The 21,896-nt window shown below is 60.5% G+C and carries 22 protein-coding genes and 2 pseudogenes; 13 read left to right on the top strand and 11 right to left on the bottom strand.

The features are described from left to right. Nucleotides 1–19: 19 nt before the first annotated feature. From EDE09_RS08180 to topA, 3 genes are all read right to left on the bottom strand, one after another. On the bottom strand, nt 20–472 hold the full coding sequence (locus EDE09_RS08180) for a DUF983 domain-containing protein (protein ID WP_112802227.1): 453 nt from the start codon (nt 470–472) through the stop codon (nt 20–22). A gap of 2 nt (nt 473–474) precedes the next feature. Beyond that, nucleotides 475–2,751 (bottom strand): ribonuclease R, encoded by a 2,277-nt coding sequence (rnr, locus tag EDE09_RS08175; protein ID WP_245505102.1) that lies wholly within the window; start codon nt 2,749–2,751, stop codon nt 475–477. Between the two features lie 86 nt (nt 2,752–2,837). Then, the gene (gene topA, locus EDE09_RS08170; protein WP_132409695.1) at nt 2,838–5,495 is read right to left on the bottom strand and encodes a type I DNA topoisomerase; all 2,658 of its coding nucleotides are present in this window, start codon (nt 5,493–5,495) and stop codon (nt 2,838–2,840) included. 242 nt (nt 5,496–5,737) lie between these two features. Between topA and EDE09_RS28930 the strand changes: the two are divergent. Next, nucleotides 5,738–6,006, top strand: a pseudogene (locus EDE09_RS28930) (hypothetical protein). Here EDE09_RS28930 and dprA read toward each other — a convergent pair. The 4 genes and pseudogenes from dprA to EDE09_RS08150 form a co-directional block, all read right to left on the bottom strand. Then, nucleotides 5,901–7,067, bottom strand: a pseudogene (gene dprA / locus EDE09_RS08165) (DNA-processing protein DprA). The pseudogenes EDE09_RS28930 and dprA sit on opposite strands and share 106 nt — an antisense overlap. A gap of 1 nt (nt 7,068) precedes the next feature. Continuing rightward, nucleotides 7,069–7,686 carry a glycerol-3-phosphate 1-O-acyltransferase PlsY gene (gene plsY, locus EDE09_RS08160; protein ID WP_112802233.1) on the bottom strand — a complete coding sequence of 206 codons (618 nt, stop codon included), beginning with the start codon at nt 7,684–7,686 and terminating at the stop codon, nt 7,069–7,071. 13 nt (nt 7,687–7,699) lie between these two features. Continuing rightward, nucleotides 7,700–8,986 carry a dihydroorotase gene (locus EDE09_RS08155; RefSeq protein ID WP_112823796.1) on the bottom strand — a complete coding sequence of 429 codons (1,287 nt, stop codon included), beginning with the start codon at nt 8,984–8,986 and terminating at the stop codon, nt 7,700–7,702. Then, nucleotides 8,983–9,924 carry an aspartate carbamoyltransferase catalytic subunit gene (locus EDE09_RS08150; protein ID WP_105371887.1) on the bottom strand — a complete coding sequence of 314 codons (942 nt, stop codon included), beginning with the start codon at nt 9,922–9,924 and terminating at the stop codon, nt 8,983–8,985. The genes EDE09_RS08155 and EDE09_RS08150 overlap by 4 nt, the downstream gene beginning before the upstream one ends. 199 nt (nt 9,925–10,123) lie before the next feature. Between EDE09_RS08150 and EDE09_RS08145 the strand changes: the two genes are divergently transcribed. Continuing rightward, a complete protein-coding gene (locus EDE09_RS08145; RefSeq protein WP_105371886.1) occupies nt 10,124–11,776 on the top strand; it encodes an acyl-CoA dehydrogenase family protein in 1,653 nt (550 codons plus the stop codon). On the opposite strand, the gene EDE09_RS08140 is transcribed toward EDE09_RS08145, so the two are convergent. Next, nucleotides 11,758–12,693, bottom strand: a complete 936-nt coding sequence (locus tag EDE09_RS08140) for an AEC family transporter (protein ID WP_112803716.1) — start codon at nt 12,691–12,693, stop codon at nt 11,758–11,760. The genes EDE09_RS08145 and EDE09_RS08140 overlap by 19 nt on opposite strands. Before the next feature lie 184 nt (nt 12,694–12,877). Between EDE09_RS08140 and EDE09_RS08135 the strand changes: the two genes are divergently transcribed. From EDE09_RS08135 to EDE09_RS08130, 3 genes are all read left to right on the top strand, one after another. After that, on the top strand, nt 12,878–13,522 hold the full coding sequence (locus EDE09_RS08135) for a TetR/AcrR family transcriptional regulator (RefSeq protein ID WP_112803714.1): 645 nt from the start codon (nt 12,878–12,880) through the stop codon (nt 13,520–13,522). A 127-nt stretch (nt 13,523–13,649) separates the two neighbouring features. Beyond that, nucleotides 13,650–13,820, top strand: a complete 171-nt coding sequence (locus tag EDE09_RS28120) for a hypothetical protein (protein ID WP_165924139.1) — start codon at nt 13,650–13,652, stop codon at nt 13,818–13,820. Beyond that, nucleotides 13,817–14,146 carry a DUF6105 family protein gene (locus EDE09_RS08130; protein ID WP_112803712.1) on the top strand — a complete coding sequence of 110 codons (330 nt, stop codon included), beginning with the start codon at nt 13,817–13,819 and terminating at the stop codon, nt 14,144–14,146. The genes EDE09_RS28120 and EDE09_RS08130 overlap by 4 nt, the downstream gene beginning before the upstream one ends. On the opposite strand, the gene ruvX is transcribed toward EDE09_RS08130, so the two are convergent. Next, on the bottom strand, nt 14,086–14,577 hold the full coding sequence (gene ruvX, locus EDE09_RS08125; RefSeq protein ID WP_112803710.1) for a Holliday junction resolvase RuvX: 492 nt from the start codon (nt 14,575–14,577) through the stop codon (nt 14,086–14,088). The two genes, EDE09_RS08130 and ruvX, sit on opposite strands and share 61 nt — an antisense overlap. A 116-nt stretch (nt 14,578–14,693) precedes the next feature. Between ruvX and EDE09_RS08120 the strand changes: the two genes are divergently transcribed. The 5 genes from EDE09_RS08120 (at nt 14,694) to EDE09_RS08100 (ending at nt 18,110) form a co-directional block, all read left to right on the top strand. After that, complete coding sequence (locus EDE09_RS08120; protein ID WP_112803707.1) at nt 14,694–15,398, top strand: metal-dependent hydrolase; 705 nt, start codon at nt 14,694–14,696, stop codon at nt 15,396–15,398. 112 nt (nt 15,399–15,510) lie between these two features. Then, nucleotides 15,511–15,798, top strand: a complete 288-nt coding sequence (gene gatC / locus EDE09_RS08115; RefSeq protein WP_112800507.1) for an Asp-tRNA(Asn)/Glu-tRNA(Gln) amidotransferase subunit GatC — start codon at nt 15,511–15,513, stop codon at nt 15,796–15,798. Nucleotides 15,799–15,853: 55 nt separating this feature from the next. Next, nucleotides 15,854–17,335, top strand: coding sequence for an Asp-tRNA(Asn)/Glu-tRNA(Gln) amidotransferase subunit GatA (gatA, locus tag EDE09_RS08110; RefSeq protein ID WP_132409693.1), 1,482 nt, complete (start codon nt 15,854–15,856; stop codon nt 17,333–17,335). Nucleotides 17,336–17,355: 20 nt separating this feature from the next. Continuing rightward, entirely contained in the window at nt 17,356–17,826 is a 471-nt protein-coding gene (locus tag EDE09_RS08105) for a GNAT family N-acetyltransferase (RefSeq protein ID WP_112800502.1), read from the top strand. Nucleotides 17,827–17,843: 17 nt separating this feature from the next. After that, entirely contained in the window at nt 17,844–18,110 is a 267-nt protein-coding gene (locus EDE09_RS08100; protein WP_112800500.1) for a hypothetical protein, read from the top strand. Nucleotides 18,111–18,143: 33 nt separating this feature from the next. Here the strand turns inward: EDE09_RS08100 and EDE09_RS08095 are convergent, their stop codons facing one another. Next, entirely contained in the window at nt 18,144–18,539 is a 396-nt protein-coding gene (locus EDE09_RS08095; protein ID WP_207914823.1) for a hypothetical protein, read from the bottom strand. Between the two features lie 225 nt (nt 18,540–18,764). Then, the gene (locus EDE09_RS08090) at nt 18,765–19,022 is read right to left on the bottom strand and encodes a YjhX family toxin (protein ID WP_105371876.1); all 258 of its coding nucleotides are present in this window, start codon (nt 19,020–19,022) and stop codon (nt 18,765–18,767) included. A 282-nt stretch (nt 19,023–19,304) separates the two neighbouring features. Here EDE09_RS08090 and EDE09_RS08085 point away from each other — a divergent pair, with 282 nt between their 5' ends. From EDE09_RS08085 to EDE09_RS08075, 3 genes are all read left to right on the top strand, one after another. Beyond that, nucleotides 19,305–19,814, top strand: coding sequence for a GNAT family N-acetyltransferase (locus tag EDE09_RS08085; protein WP_105371875.1), 510 nt, complete (start codon nt 19,305–19,307; stop codon nt 19,812–19,814). Between the two features lie 68 nt (nt 19,815–19,882). After that, complete coding sequence (gatB, locus tag EDE09_RS08080; RefSeq protein ID WP_132409691.1) at nt 19,883–21,385, top strand: Asp-tRNA(Asn)/Glu-tRNA(Gln) amidotransferase subunit GatB; 1,503 nt, start codon at nt 19,883–19,885, stop codon at nt 21,383–21,385. A 4-nt stretch (nt 21,386–21,389) separates the two neighbouring features. Next, nucleotides 21,390–21,893: a GNAT family N-acetyltransferase gene (locus tag EDE09_RS08075; RefSeq protein ID WP_105371873.1), complete on the top strand. Its 504-nt coding sequence runs from the start codon at nt 21,390–21,392 to the stop codon at nt 21,891–21,893. The last annotated feature ends 3 nt before the right edge of the window (nt 21,894–21,896 follow it).

Raw genomic sequence — 21,896 nt, 5'->3', positions numbered from 1 at the left:
TGTTCCTCGGCAGAGGAAATCATGCGATCGGTCCGCCGCGGCCGGGATCTGCTACCCCGCCGTCCTCACCGCCGAAGCCGTGCATCCTTAGCGCCCATTGCAGGCCGATGACACCGCCTTTGATCGGCTGAATGGTCAGCAGTGCGGCGAGCACGGCAAGCGGCACCCAGATCGCAAGGTGCACCCATGGGGAAACGAGCAAGACCATGTCGGTCAGCATATAACCTGTAAGCAGAACGTGCCCGACGACGACGATGACCAGGTAAGCCGGCAGGTCGTCGGCGCGGTGATGAGAAATGTCCTCGCCACAGGCAGCACAAGCATCCACCGGTTTCAGAAAGGCTCGAAAAAGACGGCCGGTCCCGCAGTTCGGACAGCGGTTCAGCATACCCCGTTTTATCGAGCGCCCGAGCGGCCTCCCGGCTTCCACGGCACTTCCGTACCGGACCGTCTGCTCGTCCTGTCTTTCCATTCCTATCTCCTCCGGCCGCTGCGTGGCGGCCGCGTACCGGGCTTTGCTCGGCCGCTGGATCGGTCGCGCCGTCCCGACTTGTGGAAGGAGCGGCTCGCCGTGGGCAGTTTTTTACCCTCGCTCAGCATTTCGAACTGCAGCGAACCGGCAAGCGGGATGGCTTGCACAAGCTTCACATCGACGGTATCGCCGAGCTGATAACCTACTCCCGTTTTCTCGCCGGACAGCGCCTGATGCGCCTCGTCGTAGATGAAGTAGTCGTTGCCGAGGGTAGATATAGGGATGAAACCGTCGGCACCATAGGCCGGAAGCGAGACAAATAGTCCCGCCTTCGTGACGCCGGAGACGCGGCCTTCGAATTCCTCGCCGACCCTTTCACTGAGATGATAGGCAATCAGCCGGTTGATCGTGTCACGCTCCGCCGCCATGGCGCGGCGCTCGAACGTTGAAATTTCCGCAGCAATATCGTCGAGCTGTGCCTCTTCGTCCGGCGTAATCCCGCCTTCGCCGAGCCCCAGGGAGCCGACCAGCGCACGATGCACGATCAGATCTGCATAACGGCGGATCGGTGAGGTGAAATGCGCGTATTTCATCAGGTTGAGGCCGAAATGGCCGATATTCTCGGGGCTGTAGATGGCCTGGCTCTGGGAGCGCAGCACCATCTCGTTGACCATGCTCTGATGCGGCGTATCGAGCGCGCGGGCGAGGATGCCGTTGAAGGAATTTGCCCGCATTTGCCCGCCTTTGGCCATCGAAATGCCGATCGTAGCCAGAAACTCCCTCAGCGCCTCCTGTTTGGAAAGAGCCGGCGTGTCGTGAACGCGATAGACGAGCGGCTGGCGCTTCTTCTCAAGGGTCTCGGCCGCAGCGACGTTAGCCTGGATCATCATCTCCTCGATGAGCTTGTGCGCGTCGAGGCGTTCGGGCACATGAACACGGTCGACCGTGCCGTCCGGCTTCAAGATGATCTTGCGTTCGGGCATGTCCAGTTCGAGCGGCTGACGGCGGTCCCGGCCGCGTTTCAGGATGCGATAGGCGTGCCATAGGGGCTTGAGAATCGGCTCCAGCAGTGGCCCGGTCTTATCGTCAGGCTTTCCGTCGATCGCCGCTTGCGCCTGCTGGTACGAGAGCTTGGCGGCGCTCTTCATCATAACACGATGGAACGTGTGGCCGGATTTTCGACCTTCCTTGGAGAAAACCATGCGCACGGCGAGTGCCGGCCGATCCTCGCCTTCACGAAGAGAGCAGAGATCGTTCGAGATACGTTCAGGCAGCATCGGCACGACGCGATCCGGAAAATAAACGGAATTGCCGCGCTTCAGCGCTTCCCGGTCGAGCGGCGAACCGGTGCGGACATACCAGGAAACGTCGGCTATCGCGACCGTGACGATCACGCCGTCCGGGTTGTCAGGGGAGGGGTCCGGTTCGGCGTAGACGGCGTCGTCATGGTCCTTGGCGTCGGCCGGATCGATGGTGATGAGCGGAAGATCGCGCCAATCGTCCCGTCGGGACATGGTCGCGGGCTTGGCGGCTTCTGCCTCATTGAGAACCGCCTGAGGGAAAATATGCGGGATACCGTGAGAATAAATGGCGATCATCGAGATCGCCTTCTCCGACCCGACGGAGCCGACAACGGATAGCACGCGGGCGCGGGGAAGACCGAAACGGCCTGAACGGACGACTTCCGTCTCGACCAGGTCTCCGTCCTTGGCGTCGCCGATGTCGGTGCTCTCGATCACCATTTCCTCGCCCCGCCGGTCGGTCGGCAGCAGGCGCAGTTCACCATCGGCGAGCTTTTTGACGACGCCGAGCGAGGCACCGCGGCGCTTGTCGATAACCTTGATGATCCGGGCCGTGTAGGCGGGGCCGGAGCGGTCCTTGTTCGCGAAGATTTTTGCCAGCACCCTGTCGTTGAGGCCTGCGGCCGGCGTCTTGCCCTTGCCACGGTTTTCCGAAGGCTGGCGGATGAGAACAGCGGGTGCGGCGCCCTGTTCTTCCGGCCATTCGGCGGGACGGCCTATCAATTCGCCGTCCTTGTCGCGAGTGGTGATGTCGAGCACCGTCACCGGGGGCAATGCGCCGGGGCGTGTCAGCGACTTGCGGTTCTTGGTGAGAAGGCCTTCATCCTCCAGCGTCCGCAAAAGATCCTTCAGCTCGACTCGCGTTTCTCCCTTCAGGCCGAAGGCTTTGGCAATCTCCCGCTTCGAAGCCTTGTCGGGGTTTTCGGCGATGAATTCGAGCAGGACCTCCCGGGGCGGCACCGCGCCGTGAATGATCACGCGCTTCTCGCCGGCGGAAGAGGTAGTCGCGCCGACAGTTCTGTCCTGCCGTTTGCCGTGGTGTTTCGATCTGTCGCGCGGTTCTCTCACGTTCCCGTCTTCTTCGCCTTGGGCGCCGCCTTCTTGGCAGGCGCTTTTGCCTTTGCCTTCGGCGCAGCTTTCTTGGCGCCGGTGCCCGCCTTGGCGGCTGCCTTTTTCGGCGTGGCTTTGCCTGCAGGCGCCTTGCCGCCCTTTTCAACAATCAGCGCGAGCGCCTGTTCCAGGGTGACCCCTTGCGGGTCCATGCCCTTCGGCAGAGTGGCATTCACCTTGCCCCAGTTTACGTAAGGGCCGTAGCGGCCGTCACGCACCGTGATCGATCCTCCATCGGGATGGTCGCCGAGCTCCTTCAGAGCCGCAGGTGTTCCTCGGGTTCTCCCGCCGGGACCCTTGCTCTGCTTCTCCGCAAGCACCGTCACGGCCCGGTTAAGTCCGATTGTGAAGACGTCCTCGATAGATTCGAGATTGGCATAGGTGCCGTCATGCAGGACGAAGGGACCGTAACGGCCAAGGCCGGTCGAGATCATCTTGCCGCTTTCGGGATGCTTGCCCACATCGCGCGGCAAGCTAATCAGAGCGAGCGCTTTCTCGTGATCGATCTCCTCCGGCTTCCAGCCCTTCGGCAGCGACGAGCGTTTGGCATCCTTGCCCTCGCCACGCTGGATATAGGGACCGAACCGGCCGGAACGCAGCGTCAGCTGCTCGCCGGTATGCGGGTCGGCGCCCAGTGCCTTCGGTTCGTTCAGGCCGTTCGCTTCCGCCTCCGCGCCGCCTTCTGAGGAAAGCTGGCGCGTATAGTTGCATTCCGGGTAATTCGAGCAGCCGACGAAGGCGCCGTATTTGCCGAGTTTCAGCGATAGTTGGCCGGTGCCGCAGACCTGACAGGTGCGCGGGTCGCTGCCGTCCTCCCGTTTCGGGAAGACGAGCGGCGCCAAAGCCTCGTTCAGCGCGTCGAGCACGTTGGTGACACGCAGCTCCTTCGTGTCTTCGATCTGGGCGAAGAAATCCTGCCAGAATTCGCGCAGGACTTGTTTCCAGTCGAGTTCACCGGCGGAAATCTTGTCGAGCTTCTCTTCAAGGTCGGCGGTAAAGTCGTATTCCACGTATCTGGTGAAGAAGCTCTCGAGGAAGGCGGTTACCAGCCGGCCCTTCGCCTCGGGAACGAGCTTGCGTTTGTCGATCGTCACGTATTCACGGTCGCTCAACGTCTTCAGTGTCGCGGCATAGGTGGAGGGCCGGCCGATACCGAGCTCTTCCATCTTCTTGATCAGCGATGCTTCCGAATAGCGGGGCGGGGGCTCGGTGAAGTGCTGGCTGGCATTCACCTTGCTCTTGTCGAGCTTTTCGCGCGCATTGATTTCAGGAAGCCGGCCGTCGTCCTCATCATCGTCGCCTTTTTCGCCGTCCTCGCGTTGGTCCATATAGGCGCCAAGGAAGCCGTCGAAGCGAATGACGGAGCCCACTGCTCTGAGACCGGCCCGCTGGCCGTTGTTGTCTGCAAGGATCTCGACCGTGGTGCGCTCGATTTCGGCGGATGCCATCTGGCTTGCGATCCCGCGCTTCCAGATCAGTTCGTAAAGCCGGGCCTGGTCGGCATCGAGGTAGCGGCGCACCTTGTCCGGCGAGCGGTTGAAATCGGTGGGGCGAACGGCTTCGTGCGCTTCCTGTGCGTTCTTCGCCTTGGTGGAATAGAAGCGGGGCTTTTCCGGCAGGTAGCGGTTTCCGAATTGGTCGGCGATAGCGTGACGGGCCCCTTCAATGGCTTCGGGCGCCATCTGCACGCCGTCGGTACGCATATAGGTGATGAGACCGACGGTTTCGCCGCCTATATCCACGCCCTCATAGAGCTTCTGCGCGACCTGCATGGTACGCGAGGCATTGAAGCCGAGATTGGAGGACGCAGCCTGCTGCAGGGTTGAAGTGGTGAAGGGCGGGCCAGGATTGCGTTTGACGGGCTTTGCCTCGACCGTGTCAACGACATAGCTGGCGCCGTCGAGGAGCGTCTTCAGCCGATTGGCGTCCTCGCCGTTTTTGATGGAGCGGTTCTGCAGGCGTTTCCCGTCTGCGGAAACGAGGCGGGCCTCGAACTCGTCCCCGCGCGGGGTGCGCAGCAGGGCGGACAGGTTCCAATACTCTTCCGAGACGAAGCGTTCGATTTCCGATTCCCGGTCGCAGACGAGCCGCAGCGCGACGGATTGAACGCGGCCCGCCGAGCGTGCGCCCGGCAGCTTGCGCCAGAGAACCGGCGAAAGATTGAAGCCGACGAGATAATCTAGCGCACGGCGGGCGAGATAAGCATCGACCAGAGGCACGTCGATGTCACGCGGATTGGCCATGGCATCAAGCACGGCTTTCTTGGTGATAGCGTTGAAGACGACCCGCTTGACCGGCTTGTCGCCTATCACTCGCTTTTTCTTCAGAAGATCGAGCACATGCCAGGAGATAGCTTCACCCTCGCGATCAGGGTCGGTCGCCAGAAACAGCCCGTCCGAACCCTTCACCGCGTCGGCAATATCCTTCATGCGCTTCTGGGACGCACCATCGACCTCCCAGGACATTTCGAAATCCTGGTCGGGAAGCACGGACCCATCCTTCGCTGGAAGATCGCGCACGTGGCCGAAAGAGGCGAGAACCTTGTAGCCGGAACCGAGATACTTATTGATCGTCTTGGCTTTGGCTGGAGATTCTACAACAACAACATTCATCTTTTTTCTCTGAATAGAGGCTTCGCCCAGCAGCGGTCGCGGCCAGGCGGAAATCTTGACCTCCCGACATGGAGGGCGTTTGCCCCGCGGTCAAGAGGTGATCGACAAAATCGGGATACAACGGAATGCAACCCAAGGAAGATTTCCAATCGGTTGCAATCTTAAATAAATGCTATATGGTCGGTTGCACATGCTGCTATGCGTGGCATCCAACCCGCCGCGTTGCTCGACAGGAATGTAACATGGTCCCTCAAAATGAGATGAACGGTCGGCGTGAGGAGAATACCAGGGAGAATATTGCCTATATCCGGCAGATGCTTGGAGAATTGAGGCAGGTTGCTCTTGGGGAGGGGGCGGATATGCTCTGCTATCTGATCAAAATGGCCTATGTCGAGGCGGGGATGTTCAGGCCGGGCGCCGTCCCAGGTCATTCCTCCATCGCGAGCGAGACAAATCCCCAACGTGTCGGTGTAGACGGCCGGCCAGGTCGAGCTCAAGCAAGATCAGGTAAACGCAGGAGGCGGGCAGTCCGGTATGCCGGATGACGTCATCCACCTCCACCGGCGTCGGTCCGAGCGCGGAAACGATCCTTGCGCGGTCGTCGTCATCGGGCGGGAGCATGCTGCCGCTCGTCTTGTCCGGTTCTTCCACGACCGATCCGTCGAAAAGATCAAGCTCGGAAAGTGGCGCTAGGGCCTCGATGACGTCGGTCGAGGCGGTGGTTACGATAAGCGCCCTGTTTAAGCAGGCCGTTTGTGCCGTGACACCTGGGGTCGAGCGGCGAGCCGGGAACGGCAAAGACCAGTCGACCGAAATCGGTGGCAATCCGCGCGGTGATGAGCGAGCCCGAGCGTTCTGCTGCGTCCCCCACGACGACACGAAGCGAGATGCCGGCAATCAGTCGGTTGCGACGGGGGAAATCCCTTGCGCGGGGTTCCCAGCCGAAGGGCATTTCGCTCACTGCCAAGCCGGCGCGGTCGGTGATCTCGTCGACAAGCGGACTGTTTTCCGGCGGGTAAGGCTGGTCGAGCCCTCCGGCAAGCACCGCAATCGTTCCGCTCTCGAGGCTGGCGCGATGCGCTGCGGTGTCGATCCCCCGAGCGAGGCGGGACGTGACTGTATAGCCTGCGCGACCACAATCGCGGGCAATCATTGCCGCGAACTTGGCGCCAGCAATCGAGGCATTGCGTGATCCCACGACACCGACTGACGGGCGCGTTGCCGCCGGGAGGTGACCTTTGACGGCCAATAGCGGTGGGGCGCCATCGATCTGGCGAAGAGCTGGCCGGTAATCCGGTTCGCCGATGCCGATAAACCGTGCGCCGTGGCGACGGGTGGCGTCGAGCTCGCTTTCTGCTTCCGCGACCGTGGCGATGCGGATCGCTCTTGCCGCACCACCGCGTTTGGAAAGTTCCGGCAACATGGCGAGAGCGTTTTTTCTGCGGAACCGCAATGATTGATGAGGTCGCGAAAGGTCGCGGGGCCGACATTGTCGGAACGGATCAGCCTGAGCCAGGCGATTCTTCGTCTTTCCGTCAGCGCAATCCCAGTCCGCCTTGCGCTGCCATCCATATTATCCCTTTTGGCCGATCTTGCTTTCCGTACCGGCGATCAACCGCTTGATATTGGTTTCGTGCTTCCACCAGGAGATGACTGTCATGATCGCCATGATCAGTGCAATCTTCGGCTCATCTATGAACCACAGCACAACCGGGATGACAAGAGTTGCAACCAGAGCGGACAGCGAGGAATATTTGCTGAGCTTCGCGGTTGCAAGCCAGATCGCGGCGAAGACGAGAACCATCATCGGCGCCACGCCGAGCAGGGTGCCGATATAGGTGGCGACGCCCTTGCCGCCCTTGAAACCCAGCCAGACGGGGAAGAGGTGGCCCAAAAAGGCTGCAGATCCCGCCAGCAGCCCCGCTTCTTCACCGAAGAAATACCAACCGATCACGGCCGCGGCCGTGGCCTTCAGAGCATCGAGCAAAAGAGTTGCCGCCGCGAGCTTTTTGTTGCCGGTGCGCAGAACGTTTGTCGCGCCGATATTGCCGGAACCGATCGACCGGATATCGCCGAGGCCCGCGGCTCGGGTGAGGATGAGGCCGAAGGGAATGGAGCCTAGCAGGTAGCCGAAGATGAGCACTGCAATTGCGATAGGCAGCGTGATCTGCCAATTGAATAGCTCACTCAAGCATCGTCCCCCATCAAAGCGAATGTACGCATTTGCCCGCCACGTAGGTCGCCATGGCGCGACCTGAGAAACGCGCGTCTTCAAAAGGCGTGTTCTTCGAACGGGACAAAAGCATATCCTTCGATACGATCCAAGGCTCGTCGAGATCGATGAGCGTGATATCAGCCTTGGCCCCCGGTTTCAGCGTGCCGGCGTCGAGGCCGAAAATCTGCGCCGGACGGGTCGACATGGCGTCGATTAGGCGCATCAACGGCACCCGGCCGTCGTGATGCAGCCGGAGGGCGGCGGCGAGCATCGTCTCAAGCCCGATCGCGCCGTCGGCGGCATCCGCAAAAGGAAGGCGTTTGGTGTCGACGTCCTGCGGGTCGTGCGAGGACACGATGATGTCGATCGTGCCGTCGGCAATTGCATCGGCCATTGCAACGCGATCGTCCTCGGAGCGCAGCGGCGGCGAAAGCTTGAAGAACGTCCGGTATTCGCCGATGTCGTTCTCGTTGAGCGACAAATGATTGATCGATACGCCGCAGGTGACTTTCGCGCCGCGCGAGCGAGCGACGCGGACCGCCTCAGCCGATTCCGCCACGGAGATCTTGGCCGCATGATACTTCGCACCGGTCAGGCCGGCGATTCGTAAATCGCGCTCGAGCGGAATGATCTCCGCTTCCTTCGGCACGCCCGACAGACCGAGCCAACTCGCGAACAGACCCTCGTTCATGACCCCGTTGCCGAGATATCGTTCCCGTAATTCGAGAGCTATGACCGCATCGAATTCCCGCGCATAGGTCATGGCGCGGCGAAGAAGCAGGCTGTCGGAAAGGCCATGGCGACCGTTGGTGAAGGCAACCGCACCGGACTGCTGCAACAGCCCAATCTCGGTCATCTCTTCGCCGGCGAGTCCTTTGGTCAGTGCTGCGGCCGGATGAACGTTGACCAGTGCCTTGTCGCGCGCCGTCTTCTGCACGAACTCGATCAGCGCGATATCGTCCAGCACCGGATCCGTGTCCGGCATCATGATGAAGGAGGTGACGCCTCCGGCGGCTGCCGCACGGCTCGCCGATTCGATCGTCTCGGTGTGCTCGGCGCCTGGCTCGCCGACGTAGACGCGGGCGTCCACGAGGCCCGGTGTCGCGACAAGACCCAAACAATCCTTGATCGTTGCGCCTTCCGGCGTGCCCTGGTTCTGCGCATCCCTCCCGGCAGCAAGAATGCGGCCGTCGTCGCCGATGATGATCGTGCCGGTCTCATCAAGATTGCGCGAGGGGTCGATGATGCGGAGGTTCTTCAGAACAGTCGCGGTCATGCGCGCTCTCCCTGGTTATGCGAGACGAGCAATGTCTCCATCACCGCCATGCGCACCGCGACCCCCATTTCAACCTGCTGCTCGATGACGCTTTGCGGGCCGTCCGCCACCTCGGAGGCAATCTCCACGCCGCGGTTCATCGGGCCCGGATGCATGACGAGCGCGTCCTCCTTGGCCGCCTTGAGTTTTTCTGCATCGAGACCGTAGAAGCGGAAATATTCGCGCACGGAGGGTACGAACGCCCCGGCCATGCGCTCTCGCTGAAGCCTGAGCATCATTACCACATCGGCATCCTTCAGGCCTTCCTCCATCGAGTGGAAGACCTCCACGCCCATCTCCCGGATGCCGGAGGGCAAAAGCGTCGACGGCGCGACCACCCGAACCCGAGCGCCCATCGCGTTGAGCAGAAGGATATTGGAGCGGGCGACGCGCGAGTGCAGCACGTCGCCACAGATCGCCACGATGATGCGCGACAGCTTTCCCTTGGCGCGGCGGATCGTCAACGCGTCGAGCAGGGCCTGGGTCGGGTGTTCGTGCTGACCATCGCCGGCATTGACGACCGAGCAGGCCACCTTCTGTGCAAGCAGTGCGGCCGCACCCGCCGAGGAATGGCGCAGCACCAGCACGTCGGGACGCATCGCATTGAGCGTCATCGCCGTGTCGATCAGGGTCTCGCCTTTTTTTACCGACGAATTGCCCACCGACATGTTCATCACATCGGCGCCAAGCCGTTTGCCGGCGAGTTCGAATGAGGATTGGGTGCGTGTAGAGGCCTCGAAGAAGAGGTTGATTTGCGTGAGGCCGCGTAAGGTCGACGTCTTCTTTTCCCGCTGGCGGGAAATCTTCACGGCCTCATCGGCCTTGTCGAGAAGAAAGGTGATGTCCTGTTCGGTAAGGCCCTTGATGCCAAGGAGATGGCGATGGGGGAAGAAGACCATAAGATCATGTCTCCGCTTGCGTTCGGCGGTCTATAAGGTCTGATGGTGAAGGTCGCAAGCGGCAGAAGAGTTATCTCACCACTTGTTCGGGCCGTGCCGGCAGATCTTCTCTGCCCCCGTCGCGGCCTTTTGTGCAGAACGACCGAAATCGTTAAAGGCTGCCGTTTCCAGACTCTGTAACTTCCGCTAGAACCGCCTCATGAACCAGATATCGCGCGCCGAAGAAAAATTTGTCGAACTGAACCAGCCGAAACCCTGGTCGGGGATCAATGCGTATCGATCCGATCCGTTGGTTGTCGACCTGACGAGTGGCCTGCATCGTACGGTTCGGGAGGAATACGACCAGCTGGGCCGTTACGTGACTTCGCCGGAGGCGCAGGAACTTGCGCGCATGGCGAACGAGAATCCGCCGAAGCTCAAGACCCATGGCCCGCGTGGCGAGCGGCTGGACACCGTGGAGTTTCACCCGGCTTGGCATGCGCTGATGCGCCGCTCGATGCAGGCGGGACTGCATTCCTCCGTCTGGGAAAACATACCGGAAGCCAAGGGCCATGAGCACAAGGCGCGCGCAACGCGCTTCTATCTGACGGCGCAGCTCGAATGCGGCCATCTTTGCCCGCTGACGATGACCAGCGCCTCGGTCGCGGCCCTGATGGCCTCTTCGCGCGTCCAGAAGGAATGGGCGCCGAAGATCCTGTCGCGCAAATACGATTCGACGAATCGCCCGGCGCTGCAGAAAACCGCCGTCACGCTTGGCATGGGCATGACGGAGAAACAGGGCGGTACGGATGTACGCGCCAATCGTTCGACCGCCGAGCGGGTGGGAGAGGGCATTTACCGGCTTTCCGGCCACAAGTGGTTCATGTCGGCACCGATGAGCGACGGCTTCGTCATGTTGGCCAAGACGAACGAGGGCATCGGCTGCTTCCTTGTTCCGCGTCTTCTGGAAGACGGATCGGCGAACGGCCTGCAGTTTCAGCGGCTCAAGGACAAGCTCGGCAACCGCTCGAACGCGTCGTCGGAAGTCGAATTCACCGATGCCTTCGGTTATCTGCTCGGCGATCCGGGCGCCGGTATCCGCACCATCCTCGACATGGTGACGCTGACGCGGCTCGATTGCGCCCTGGCATCCGCTGGTATTATGCGGGCTTCGCTGGCCGAGGCGGTGCACCATTGCCGGGGCCGCGGTGTCTTCGGCAAAAAGCTGATCGACCAGCCTTTGATGACGCGTGTATTGGCCGACATGGCCCTGGATGTCGCAGCGGCGACGGCACTCAGTTTCAGGCTGGCCGATGCCTTCGACCGCGCCGCCTCCGATCCGGCGGACGCTGCCTTTGCCCGTGTCATGACCCCTGTGGTCAAATACTGGAACTGCAAGCTGGCGCCCTCGCTCATCTACGAGGCGATGGAGTGCCTGGGCGGCAACGGTTATGTCGAAGAGAGGCCGATCGCCCGTCACTACCGCGAGGCTCCGGTCAACGCGATATGGGAAGGCTCCGGCAACGTAATGGCGCTCGACGTGCTGCGTGTGCTGTCGCGCGGCAAGGACCTGTTCAACACGGTGCTCGCCGGTTTCGAGCGCGATCTCGGTGCGTCCGGCAGAAAGACGGTGGAGGTGCTGCGCGCCGCCATGGCGCTCTGCGAAACCGATGAGGGGGCGGCGCGCCTCCTGGTCGAGCAGCTCGCTCTCGCAGCCGGTGCATCCGAACTCATGCGCCTCGGCGCGGGCAAGATCGCCGATGCGTTTCTTGAAACCCGATTGGCGGGCGGCTGGCGTTCGACCTACGGCATGCTTGATGCGAGATTCGATGCCCGCTACATCATCGATCTTCTTTATCCCGCGGCAAGCTGACTGGCAGCGATCATCACCAGCGGCATGGTGAAGAACGAGGCGACCGTCTGCACCGTTGCGGTCGCCGCATAGAGGTCCGCGTCGCCACCCATCTTCTTGGCGAGCAGATATCCGTTCATGGCCGTCGGCACGCTTGCGCTCAAGGCGAGCAGCACGAGCGTTTCGCCGCCGACACGGCAAAGAATCGCCAAGCCGACCATGACTGCCGGAAACATCAAGAGCTTCAGCGCGGTGCCGAGCATCACCATGGCGCCTGGCTTGAGGGCATCGGCGATCCGCAGACCGGCGCCGACGGCGATCAGGCCAAGGCTTAGCGATGCCTGCGAGACGAGCCCGACCGTCACCATTAACGGCTGATAGATCGGGATGTTCAGAAGATTGACGACGATGCCGGCAACACTGCTGAAAATCAGCGGATTGGTCACGATACGAAGGGCAAATATCCGATATCCCTGCCATCGACCGGAGAACCAGAGCAGCACCGAGACGTTGATCAGGTTGATGGGCACGATGATCGCTGCCATGATGACAGCGATTATCGCAATCCCCTCAGTTCCAAAAATTTTTTGACCGATTGCAAGAGCGACAAACGCATTCCAGCGGGTCGAGCACTGGAAAAGCGAACTGAAGGCCGGCGCGCCAACGCCGGCTCGGCGAAGGACTGGCCAAAGAGCCAGAACCAGGCCCGCCATCAGTATCACCGCCCCGTTCGATACCGCGCCGATCAATCCTATATCGATTTTCGTGAAGTCTGCGGTCGCCAGCGTATAAAAAAGCAGGGCCGGAAACAGGACGTAGTAGCCCAGTTGCTCAAGCCCGTCCCAAAGCGTCGCATTGATGAAGGAACTTCGCTTCAAAGCCGCACCGAGTAGCACCAGAAGGAAGATCGGCAGGATACTTTCGAATATCAGGAGCATTTGCCAGTAACGGGATCGAGGAGGTGTTCCCCTCGTTAGTCCCTCGCAAGCCCTTGTGCAATCAGACAGTTGCTGAACGACATATCATAATGCGCCGCAATCTTGTGCATGGCTCTTCGGACGGCTTGCAGTGCCCGAGGCCCCGCTTTATCGCGATGACAAGCTCAATTGGTACAGGCGACAGATGCTCCAGATCCCCGAAGTCACGGCGCAGGCAAGTCCGGCTGCAAAAGTGCGCAATCGCGCCAGCACGGAACGCGCGATCTTTCTCGCTGCGCGTAATCTTCTGGCCGAACAGGGATTCCAGGGCTTCGGTATCAATGCCATCGCCCGCAAGGCCGGTTGCGACAAACAACTTATCTACCGCTACTACGGCGGCCTCGAAGGTTTGATCGAGGCGATCGGCGCTGATCTCGGCACTTGGGTCAAGGAACGGATACCGGAAGACACCGGCGGCATGTTCCTGCTGACCTATGGCGACCTGATGGAGAAGCTTGCGATCTATTTCATGGAGGCGCTGCGCGACGATCCACTCGTCTGCAAGATCGTTGCCTGGGAGGTCTCGCAGGACACGCCGCAGGTTCGCCGCCTCTCGGAAGCCCGAACGAAGGCTCTCGGCAAATGGCTGGACCGGATGCGGGGATCGCTGACACCGCCCAAGGGTGTCGACGCCACGACCACCAACGCGATCCTGTTTGCCGCAATCCAGCATCTTGTGATTTCGGCCGCCGTGAGCGGGCAGTTCGCCGGCGTTGCGCTGCGCACCAACAAGGACTGGGACAAGGTCGTGGGCGCCATCTCCCGCCTGGTCCGCGCCATCTATGGCTGATCGACTTTTCCACAGTCCCGCCTCTTCGAATTAACCATGCGCCGCGGTTTCCGTTGCGGTAAATCTCTGGCCCTCTAAGTTTGACGTTAACGCATCATTAACCAAAGATGATCGGGACGCGGACGACATGGGAACTGCAGTAAGGGGTAAGGCATTGCTGGTCGCCATGACCGCAATCTTCGCCATGCTGGCACTGAATATTGCCGTTCCGGCTGTGGTTTTGAGTGTCATGGCGCTAACGAGATGGCTCATGGCGCCGGAGATGTATCCGGTCGAGCCGAGGGGGAGGACCGCATGAAGTGGTTCCTGATTTTATGGGCCGGGCCCGTCTTGCTGCTGACCAGCTGGTACGGGCTCTCCTACTACGACATGAGCTTCGGCTTCTTCATGCTGACGCGTCAGACGCATGATCTGGTCTTTCAGATATACGGGCATGTCCTGGGCATACCGCCGGAGACCATTCCCCCGCTGGTGGCCCGTGCCATCGCGTTCGACAGTCTGATCGTTTTTGCGATCATCGGGTTCCGCAAGCGCCGGCAGATTGCTGCCTGGTGGCGTCAGCGTCAGGCGTCGCGGGAGGAGATTTCCCTGCGGAGCGAGGAAAGTCTGTCGAGAGCTCCCTGAAGAATGAAGCTTGCCGCAGCGGAATCGATCCGCTCGGCCCGCTTTGCCCGGGAAACATCCATTTCAAGAAGCGCCCGCTCGGCCGCGACCGTGGAAAGCCGTTCGTCCCAGAAGACAAAGGGAATGGGGGTCTTCTCGCCCATAGAACGCACGAAGGCTCGGGTTGCCTGGACGCGAGGCCCGGACGAACCGTCCATATTTACCGGCAGGCCGATGATGAAAGCCGCCACCTTTTCCTTTTCCGCGAAATTCAGCATCAGTTCCGCGTCCTTGGTGAATTTCACCCGCCTGATGACCGGACGAGGGGAGGCAAACCGCCGGCCGATGTCCGACATGGCAAGCCCGATCGTTTTCGTGCCGAGATCGATACCGGCGATTGCCTGCGCGGGCTCGAGGGCTTCGGCCAGTTCCTCGATCGTCATCACTGCCATTTGCTCTCCGTTCCCTGTGGTGAAGCGGCCGCTGGTTCCTCGCTCCGCCCCTTTCCTTTAGCTCCATATCGGCTATCTGTCGTTACCATGTTGACCCGTATAGCAGGAGTAATTTCATGAAGCTGACCTGGCTCGGCCATTCCGCCTTTCGCCTAGAAACCGCAAAGGCGAAGATACTGATCGACCCATTTTTCACAGGGAATCCCGCCTTTAGCGGGCAGGATGCAAAAGCCGCGGCAGAGGGAGTGACCCATATTCTGCTGACCCACGGCCATGGCGATCACGTCGGCGATACCGTCAGGATTGCTAAGGAAACCGGCGCAACGGTTCTTGCCAATGCCGACCTTGCCGCATGGCTCGGCAGCAAGGGCGTCGAAAAGCTTGAAATGGGCAATACCGGTGGAACGGTGGCCTTTGACGGCTTTACCGCGACCTTCACTCAGGCGCACCATTCCTCTGCGCAGATCACCGAGGACGGCGTTTCCCATAGCCTCGGCAATGCAAATGGACTGATGCTGCATTTTGACGACGAACCGTCCGTGCTGCATATGGGCGATACCGACATTTTTACCGATATGGGGCTGATCAACGAACTGCACCAGCCGGATATCGGCATCGTGCCGATCGGCGACCGGTTCACGATGGGCGGGGCCGTCGCCGCGCTTGCCTGCCAACGCTTCTTCGATTTCAAGCACGCCATTCCCTGCCACTACGGAAGCTTCCCCATCATCGATCAGACGCCGGAAAAATTCGTCAAAGGCATGGAAGGCACCCGCACCCGCGTGGAAACGCCGTCCGTGGGGGCCAGCCTGAGCTATTGAGGCTTGGTCGAGCGGGGAGTGGCCGCGCGTTGAGCTGGCGCGCGTTATCCTGTTGCGAAGGGCGGGCGTGGCCATTATAGCGGGGAGGATTTTTCTTGCCCGGAGTTATGCCATGTCCGTCGATCTCGCCACTGTGAAGCGCGTCGCGCGCCTTGCCCGCATTGCGGTCACCGAGGAAGATGCCAATCGCATGGTCGGCGAGCTGAACGGTATCCTCGGCTTTGTCGAGCAGCTCGGCGAAGTCGACGTCGCCGGTGTCGAGCCGATGACTTCTGTGACCCCGATGGAAATGCGCAAGCGCACCGACAATGTCACGGATGGCGACAAGGCGGACGACATCGTGGCCAATGCGCCGTCCACCGACTACAATTTCTTCCTGGTGCCGAAGGTCGTCGAGTGAGCGCGGACAGCGCCGCTTCTCTCCTTTTCACGTATTCGAACATTTTGAAGAGACCATGACCGAACTCACCAGCCTCACCATTGCCGAAGCCCGCGAAAAACTGAAGGCCAAGGAATTGACGTCCGTCGAGCTGACGAAGGCTTATCTCGATGCGATCGAAGCGGCTAACGGCGTGCTGAACGCCTATGTGGCCGTCACGCCGGAAAAGGCCCTGGATATGGCCAAGGCTTCGGATGAGCGCCGTGCTGCCGGCAAGGTCGGTGCTCTGGAGGGCATCCCGCTCGGCATTAAGGATCTTTTCGCCACCCGCGACGTCCATACTCAAGCCTGCTCGCATATCCTCGACGGTTTCAAACCGAAATATGAATCGACCGTGTCTCAGAACCTCTGGGACGATGGCGCCGTCATGCTGGGCAAGCTCAACATGGACGAGTTCGCCATGGGCTCCTCCAACGAGACGTCGCATTACGGTGCGGTGATCAACCCCTGGAAGGCCGAGGGCTCCAATCAGCAGCTGGTGCCGGGCGGTTCGTCCGGTGGTTCGGCCGCGGCCGTTGCGGCACATCTTTGCGCCGGCGCGACGGCGACCGATACCGGCGGCTCGATCCGCCAGCCGGCAGCCTTCACCGGCACCGTCGGCATCAAGCCCACCTATGGCCGCTGCTCGCGCTGGGGCATCGTCGCCTTCGCCTCTTCACTGGATCAGGCAGGCCCGATCGCCCGTGACGTGCGGGATGCCGCGATCATGTTGAAATCCATGGCAAGCGTCGATGCCAAGGATACGACCTCGGTCGATCTGCCAGTGCCGGATTACGAGGCCGCGCTCGGCCAGTCGCTGAAGGGCATGAAGATCGGCATTCCCAGGGAATACCGTGTCGACGGCATGCCGGACGAAATCGAAAAGCTCTGGCAGCAGGGCATCGCCTGGCTGAAGGATGCCGGCGCCGAGATTGTCGACATTACCCTGCCGCACACCAAATACGCACTTCCGGCCTACTACATCGTGGCGCCGGCGGAAGCGTCTTCAAACCTTGCTCGCTACGACGGCGTGCGCTACGGCCTGCGCGTCGACGGCACGGACATCGTCGATATGTACGAAAAGACTCGCGCCGCCGGCTTCGGTACGGAAGTCAAGCGCCGCATCATGATCGGTACCTATGTTCTGTCCGCTGGCTACTACGATGCGTATTACCTGCAGGCGCAGAAGGTCCGCACCCTCATCAAGCGCGACTTCGAGCTCGTCTTCGATGCCGGCGTCGATGCCATCTTGACGCCCGCTACCCCGTCCTCTGCCTTTGGCGTCGCCGACGAGGATCTGGCTTCCGATCCGGTGAAGATGTATCTGAACGACATCTTCACCGTGACCGTGAACATGGCTGGTCTGCCGGGCATTGCCGTTCCTGCCGGTCTGGACCACAAGGGCCTGCCGCTCGGTCTGCAGCTGATCGGCAAACCCTTTGAGGAAGAAACGCTGTTCCGCACTGCCCATGTCATCGAACAGGCCGCCGGTCGGTTCACGCCGGCAAAGTGGTGGTAAGCGGTCTTAAAATCCGGAAAATGATAATCGCCGATCACCACGTGGTCGGCGAAGTCGGTTTTGCGGCCTGGTCCGCCAGTGATGCGTTCGAGGAGAGCTATCTCGATCCCGAGGTGGTTGTCCGGGTAAAACATGAGTTCGCGATCTTTCCGTCAGAAGGTGGCGCCGAGATCCATGTCGCGGAGCTGGATGGAGAGATTGTCGGTTGGGGCGCGCGCGAAAACGCACCGAATTATGTGTCGGATCTTTGGGTTCGCCCGGATCGCCAGGGTCGCGGTGTCGGTCGGTCGCTGCTCCTTCATCTTTGCGACGTGATCGCAGCGGAAGGTCTGCGGACGGTCCGCCTCGATACCCATGCAAAGAATTTCGGCGCTATCCGTCTGTATGAGCGTTGCGGCTTTGCTATTGTCTGGCGCGGTTTTGAACATTCCAAAGCCATGGGCGTCGAGCTGGAAAAGGTGCATCTGGAAAAGATGCTTGGCCGCCCTTAACGGAGGAGGAAACGGTCATGGAGAACTCAGATTTGGCAAAATTGGTCGCAGCCTTTGACCGTCTTGCGGCTGCCGGCTTCACAATGGGCGCGGATTGGCAGGCGGTCCACGAAATCTGCCAGGCTCACGAGGGCGAAAAGCCCTTCGACTGGGGCCACGCGCTTTGCCATCGCATCGAAGGCGATGATTGGAATGCGGACTACTGGTATCGCCGCGCCGGTAAAGCACGTGTGGGAACGGTCGCCGAGGAATGGTCGGCGATGAAGGCGGAGTTGCTCGCTTGATAGGCGGTGGGCCCAGATGCCGCCGTTATCTTCTCATCTATCCCAGCGGGAACGCTGACGGTCCTGGTCATAGTCGCGGCGGTCGTTGCTGTCCGAGGACGTGTCCCCCTGTAGCCGGTCAAGCACCTGCAGGAGGAGATCGGCGCAGTCTTTCGCCGGCTCTCCGTCTGGGCAGCGAAGATCGATGGTCGTACGGCCTGTCTCGATCCGGAAGCGCGCCCCTCTCTCACGGAGCGGCGGATGCATCCGCCATTCGCCTTTGACCGTATCCTGATCCTGTTCGGCCGGTGCTGCGGGCGGTGGCGCGTCGCGGGGAGGCGCATCCGCCTGGGGCGGGGAACTCGGTGGCGTCTCAGGGGTCTGTTGAGCATAGGGCACGCTCGCCGAAAAGGAGAGGGCGGCGGCTGTGGTGAGGGCAAGCAGTTTCATTTGGAGGCCTCCAGATCCAGATGCTCGATCAACACGACCGGCGTTGGTTTGTTCCGAGTCTTTCTGGGACGAGTTGCCGGTTCTTGGAGGGCGGTTGAGATGACGCCTTTTGTAGTGCAGGAATGGGTGGCGAACGAGAGCATGGTTAGGCCGCCGATGGCGGACCGGGACGCAGCTCGCAGTGGATATCCCGCGTCAATATCGACGCGGGATATCGGTTCCTGACTACCGGTTGTCCTGTTCGGCTCTCACCAGCACCAACCCCCTTTCGGTGATGCGGTAAGGCTTGCCAGCTTTGGATCGGATCGCCTTCTTCTGCTTGAGTTTGCGGAAAGTGATCAGATCGATGCGGGAGAAAACCCAGCCTTCGCGGGTAAAGAGCTGCAGCTTTTCGATCTTGCGGTTTTCGTCGCGGGTGATTTCGATCCTGCCGCCCTGGGCGAGCAGGTGGAGGATGCGCTGTTCGGCGCGGGAGATGTCCATTGGTCTTGATGTCCGGATAGGCGCTCGCTCGCGAGCGCACAAAAACGTTGCCGGCGCTTTGGTTGGCGTCGGGGCTCTCGTTTTTGTCTGGGCCGGTGCGGCTTACGTCGCTGACCGGCCCCTTAGAAGGTCTCCACGGAAGAGAACATCAAAACTCCATCGGTACGAATTCGCTGCTAGCACGTTTTCCCCAAGCGTCAAGCTGCATTATGCAGTCCGGCCGATGTTCTGCTGGCAAAAGGCAAGACTCAGTGTTCTACTGGCGCAACAACAGGGGGTGCCATGGCCAGCATTCGCAATGCGCGTGAAGATGAAGTGGATACCCTTGCGGAAGTGGGATTTCGCGCTTGGGAAAAGGCCATGATCTCGATCGGCGAGATGACCGATATGCGGGAAAGCGCCTTTTCCGCCTTCCAGAATTTCACCCATTCCTCGTGGCTCACGATTACGATCGTAGAGCAGGGCGGCAATGTCGCCGGTTGGGCTGCGCGCGAGAAGCTGGACGAGTTGATTTCCGATTTCTGGATCGATCCGGCATTTCAGGGCCAGGGGCTCGGTAAGCTGCTTCTGGAAGAGATTGAAGCACAGATCGTCCATCAGGGATTTGAGGTTGCGCGGGTCGAAACCCACGCCCGCAATACGGAGGCTGTCGGCTTCTTCGAAAAGCACGGCTATTCGGTCAACTGGCTGACTGTGGCCTATTCGCCCAAGATCGACCGGGATGTGCAATCGGTAGGGCTCTCCAAGCGTCTCGTGGTGGAAGCGCCGGATACCTATGGACCGAGCTTCTAAAGCTTGCGCCTCATCGCCATTTGCTCTACCTCCAGACAAAATAATCGAGACCATTTCACGAGCATCAGATGACCATTGTTGACGTCCGCACGCCTGACCCGAAACGCTTCATTCCCGGTGCAACCGGCGACTGGGAGGTTATCATCGGCATGGAGGTGCACGCCCAGGTTCTGTCCAATTCCAAGCTCTTTTCGGGCGCTTCCACCGAATTCGGCAAGCCTGCCAATTCCAACGTATCGCTGGTCGATGCCGCCATGCCCGGCATGCTGCCGGTGATCAACGAGGAATGCGTCAAGCAGGCGGTACGCACCGGCCTCGGCCTCAAGGCGCAGATCAACAAGCGCTCCGTTTTCGACCGCAAGAACTATTTCTATCCGGACCTGCCGCAGGGTTATCAGATCTCCCAGTACAAGGATCCGATTGTTGGCGAGGGCAAGATCGTCATCTCGCTCGGCCCGGACCGCCAGGGTCAATTCGAGGATATCGAGGTCGGCATCGAGCGCCTGCATCTGGAGCAGGACGCCGGCAAGTCGATGCATGACCAGCATCCGACCATGTCTTATGTGGACCTGAACCGTTCCGGCGTGGCGCTGATGGAAATTGTCTCCAAGCCCGACATGCGCTCGTCCGACGAAGCCAAGGCCTATATGACCAAGCTGCGTTCGATCGTGCGTTATCTCGGCACCTGCGACGGCAACATGGACGAGGGCTCGATGCGCGCCGACGTCAACGTTTCGGTCCGCCGTCCGGGCGCGGAATTCGGTACCCGTTGCGAGATCAAGAACGTCAACTCGATCCGCTTCATCGGCCAGGCGATCGAATACGAGGCACGTCGCCAGATTGCCATCCTCGAGGACGGTGGATCGATCGACCAGGAAACCCGTCTCTTCGATCCGGGCAAGGGCGAAACCCGCTCGATGCGCTCCAAGGAGGACGCACACGACTATCGTTATTTCCCCGATCCTGACCTGCTGCCGCTCGAATTCGACGACGCTTTCATTGCCGAATTGAAAGAGCATCTTCCCGAACTGCCGGACGATAAAAAGGCACGCTTCGTACGCGACCTCGGCTTGTCGATCTATGATGCCTCGGTTCTCGTTTCGGAAAAGGCGATCGCCGATTATTTCGAAGCCGTCGCCGAAGGCCGCGACGGCAAGATCGCTGCGAACTGGGTCATCAACGACCTGCTTGGCGCCTTGAACAAAGCCGGCAAAGACATTGATCAGACTCCGGTTTCGCCCGCTCAGCTCGGCGCGATCATCGATCTCATCAAGTCCGAAACTATCTCCGGCAAGATCGCCAAGGATCTCTTCGAGATCATCTGGAACGAGGGCGGGGATCCGGCCGAGATTGTCGAAGCCCGCGGCATGAAGCAGGTGACCGACACCGGCGCGATCGAAAAAGCTGTCGACGAGATCATTGCCGCCAACCCGGATCAGGTTGCCAAGGTGCAGGCAAAGCCGACGCTCGCTGGCTGGTTCGTGGGTCAGGTCATGAAGGCGACCGGCGGCAAGGCCAACCCGCAGGCTGTCCAAGCCCTCGTAAAAGCCAAACTGGGCATAGAAGAATAGACCCATGGTCTACTTCGTACGCACCGCCGGAGAACGGGATGTGGAGCAAATCCGCAGCCTTTTGGCGGAAACGTTTCATGCCACCTACGATCCATTTTACGGGTCCGAACGGGTGCAGAAGATGATTGATGGCTGGCATTCCCTTGCCGCCATTCGATCGCGAATTCAAAAAAGAGAAGGCGAATTCCTGGTTGCCGACAACGGCAAGGGCATCGGCGGCATCGGTTACGCCGCCGTGTATCCGAAGATGGCCAAGACGGCGATGCTTCACCAGCTTTACGTCAGGCCCTCCTGCCAGAGCGAAGGCATCGGGCGCGATATCTTTGCCGAACTCGAAACCTGTTTTCCGGATGCGGAGATCATGCGCGTCGAGGTGGCGCTGCAAAACGTCCGTGCGATTTCCTTTTACACCAGGCTCGGATTTTCCGAGGTCGACCGCATGGAGGAATGGGGAGCTCCCAATTCCGGTCTGCCGGCGGTCATTCTGGAGAAGCGCCTGCCAGCCTGAAAA

The sequence above is a fragment of the Neorhizobium sp. S3-V5DH genome (assembly GCF_004343065.1).
Classification (GTDB): Bacteria; Pseudomonadota; Alphaproteobacteria; order Rhizobiales; family Rhizobiaceae; genus Neorhizobium; species Neorhizobium huautlense.
The sequence above is the reverse complement of the archived record's forward strand: the minus strand, read 5'-3'. Positions and strand labels throughout refer to the sequence as shown.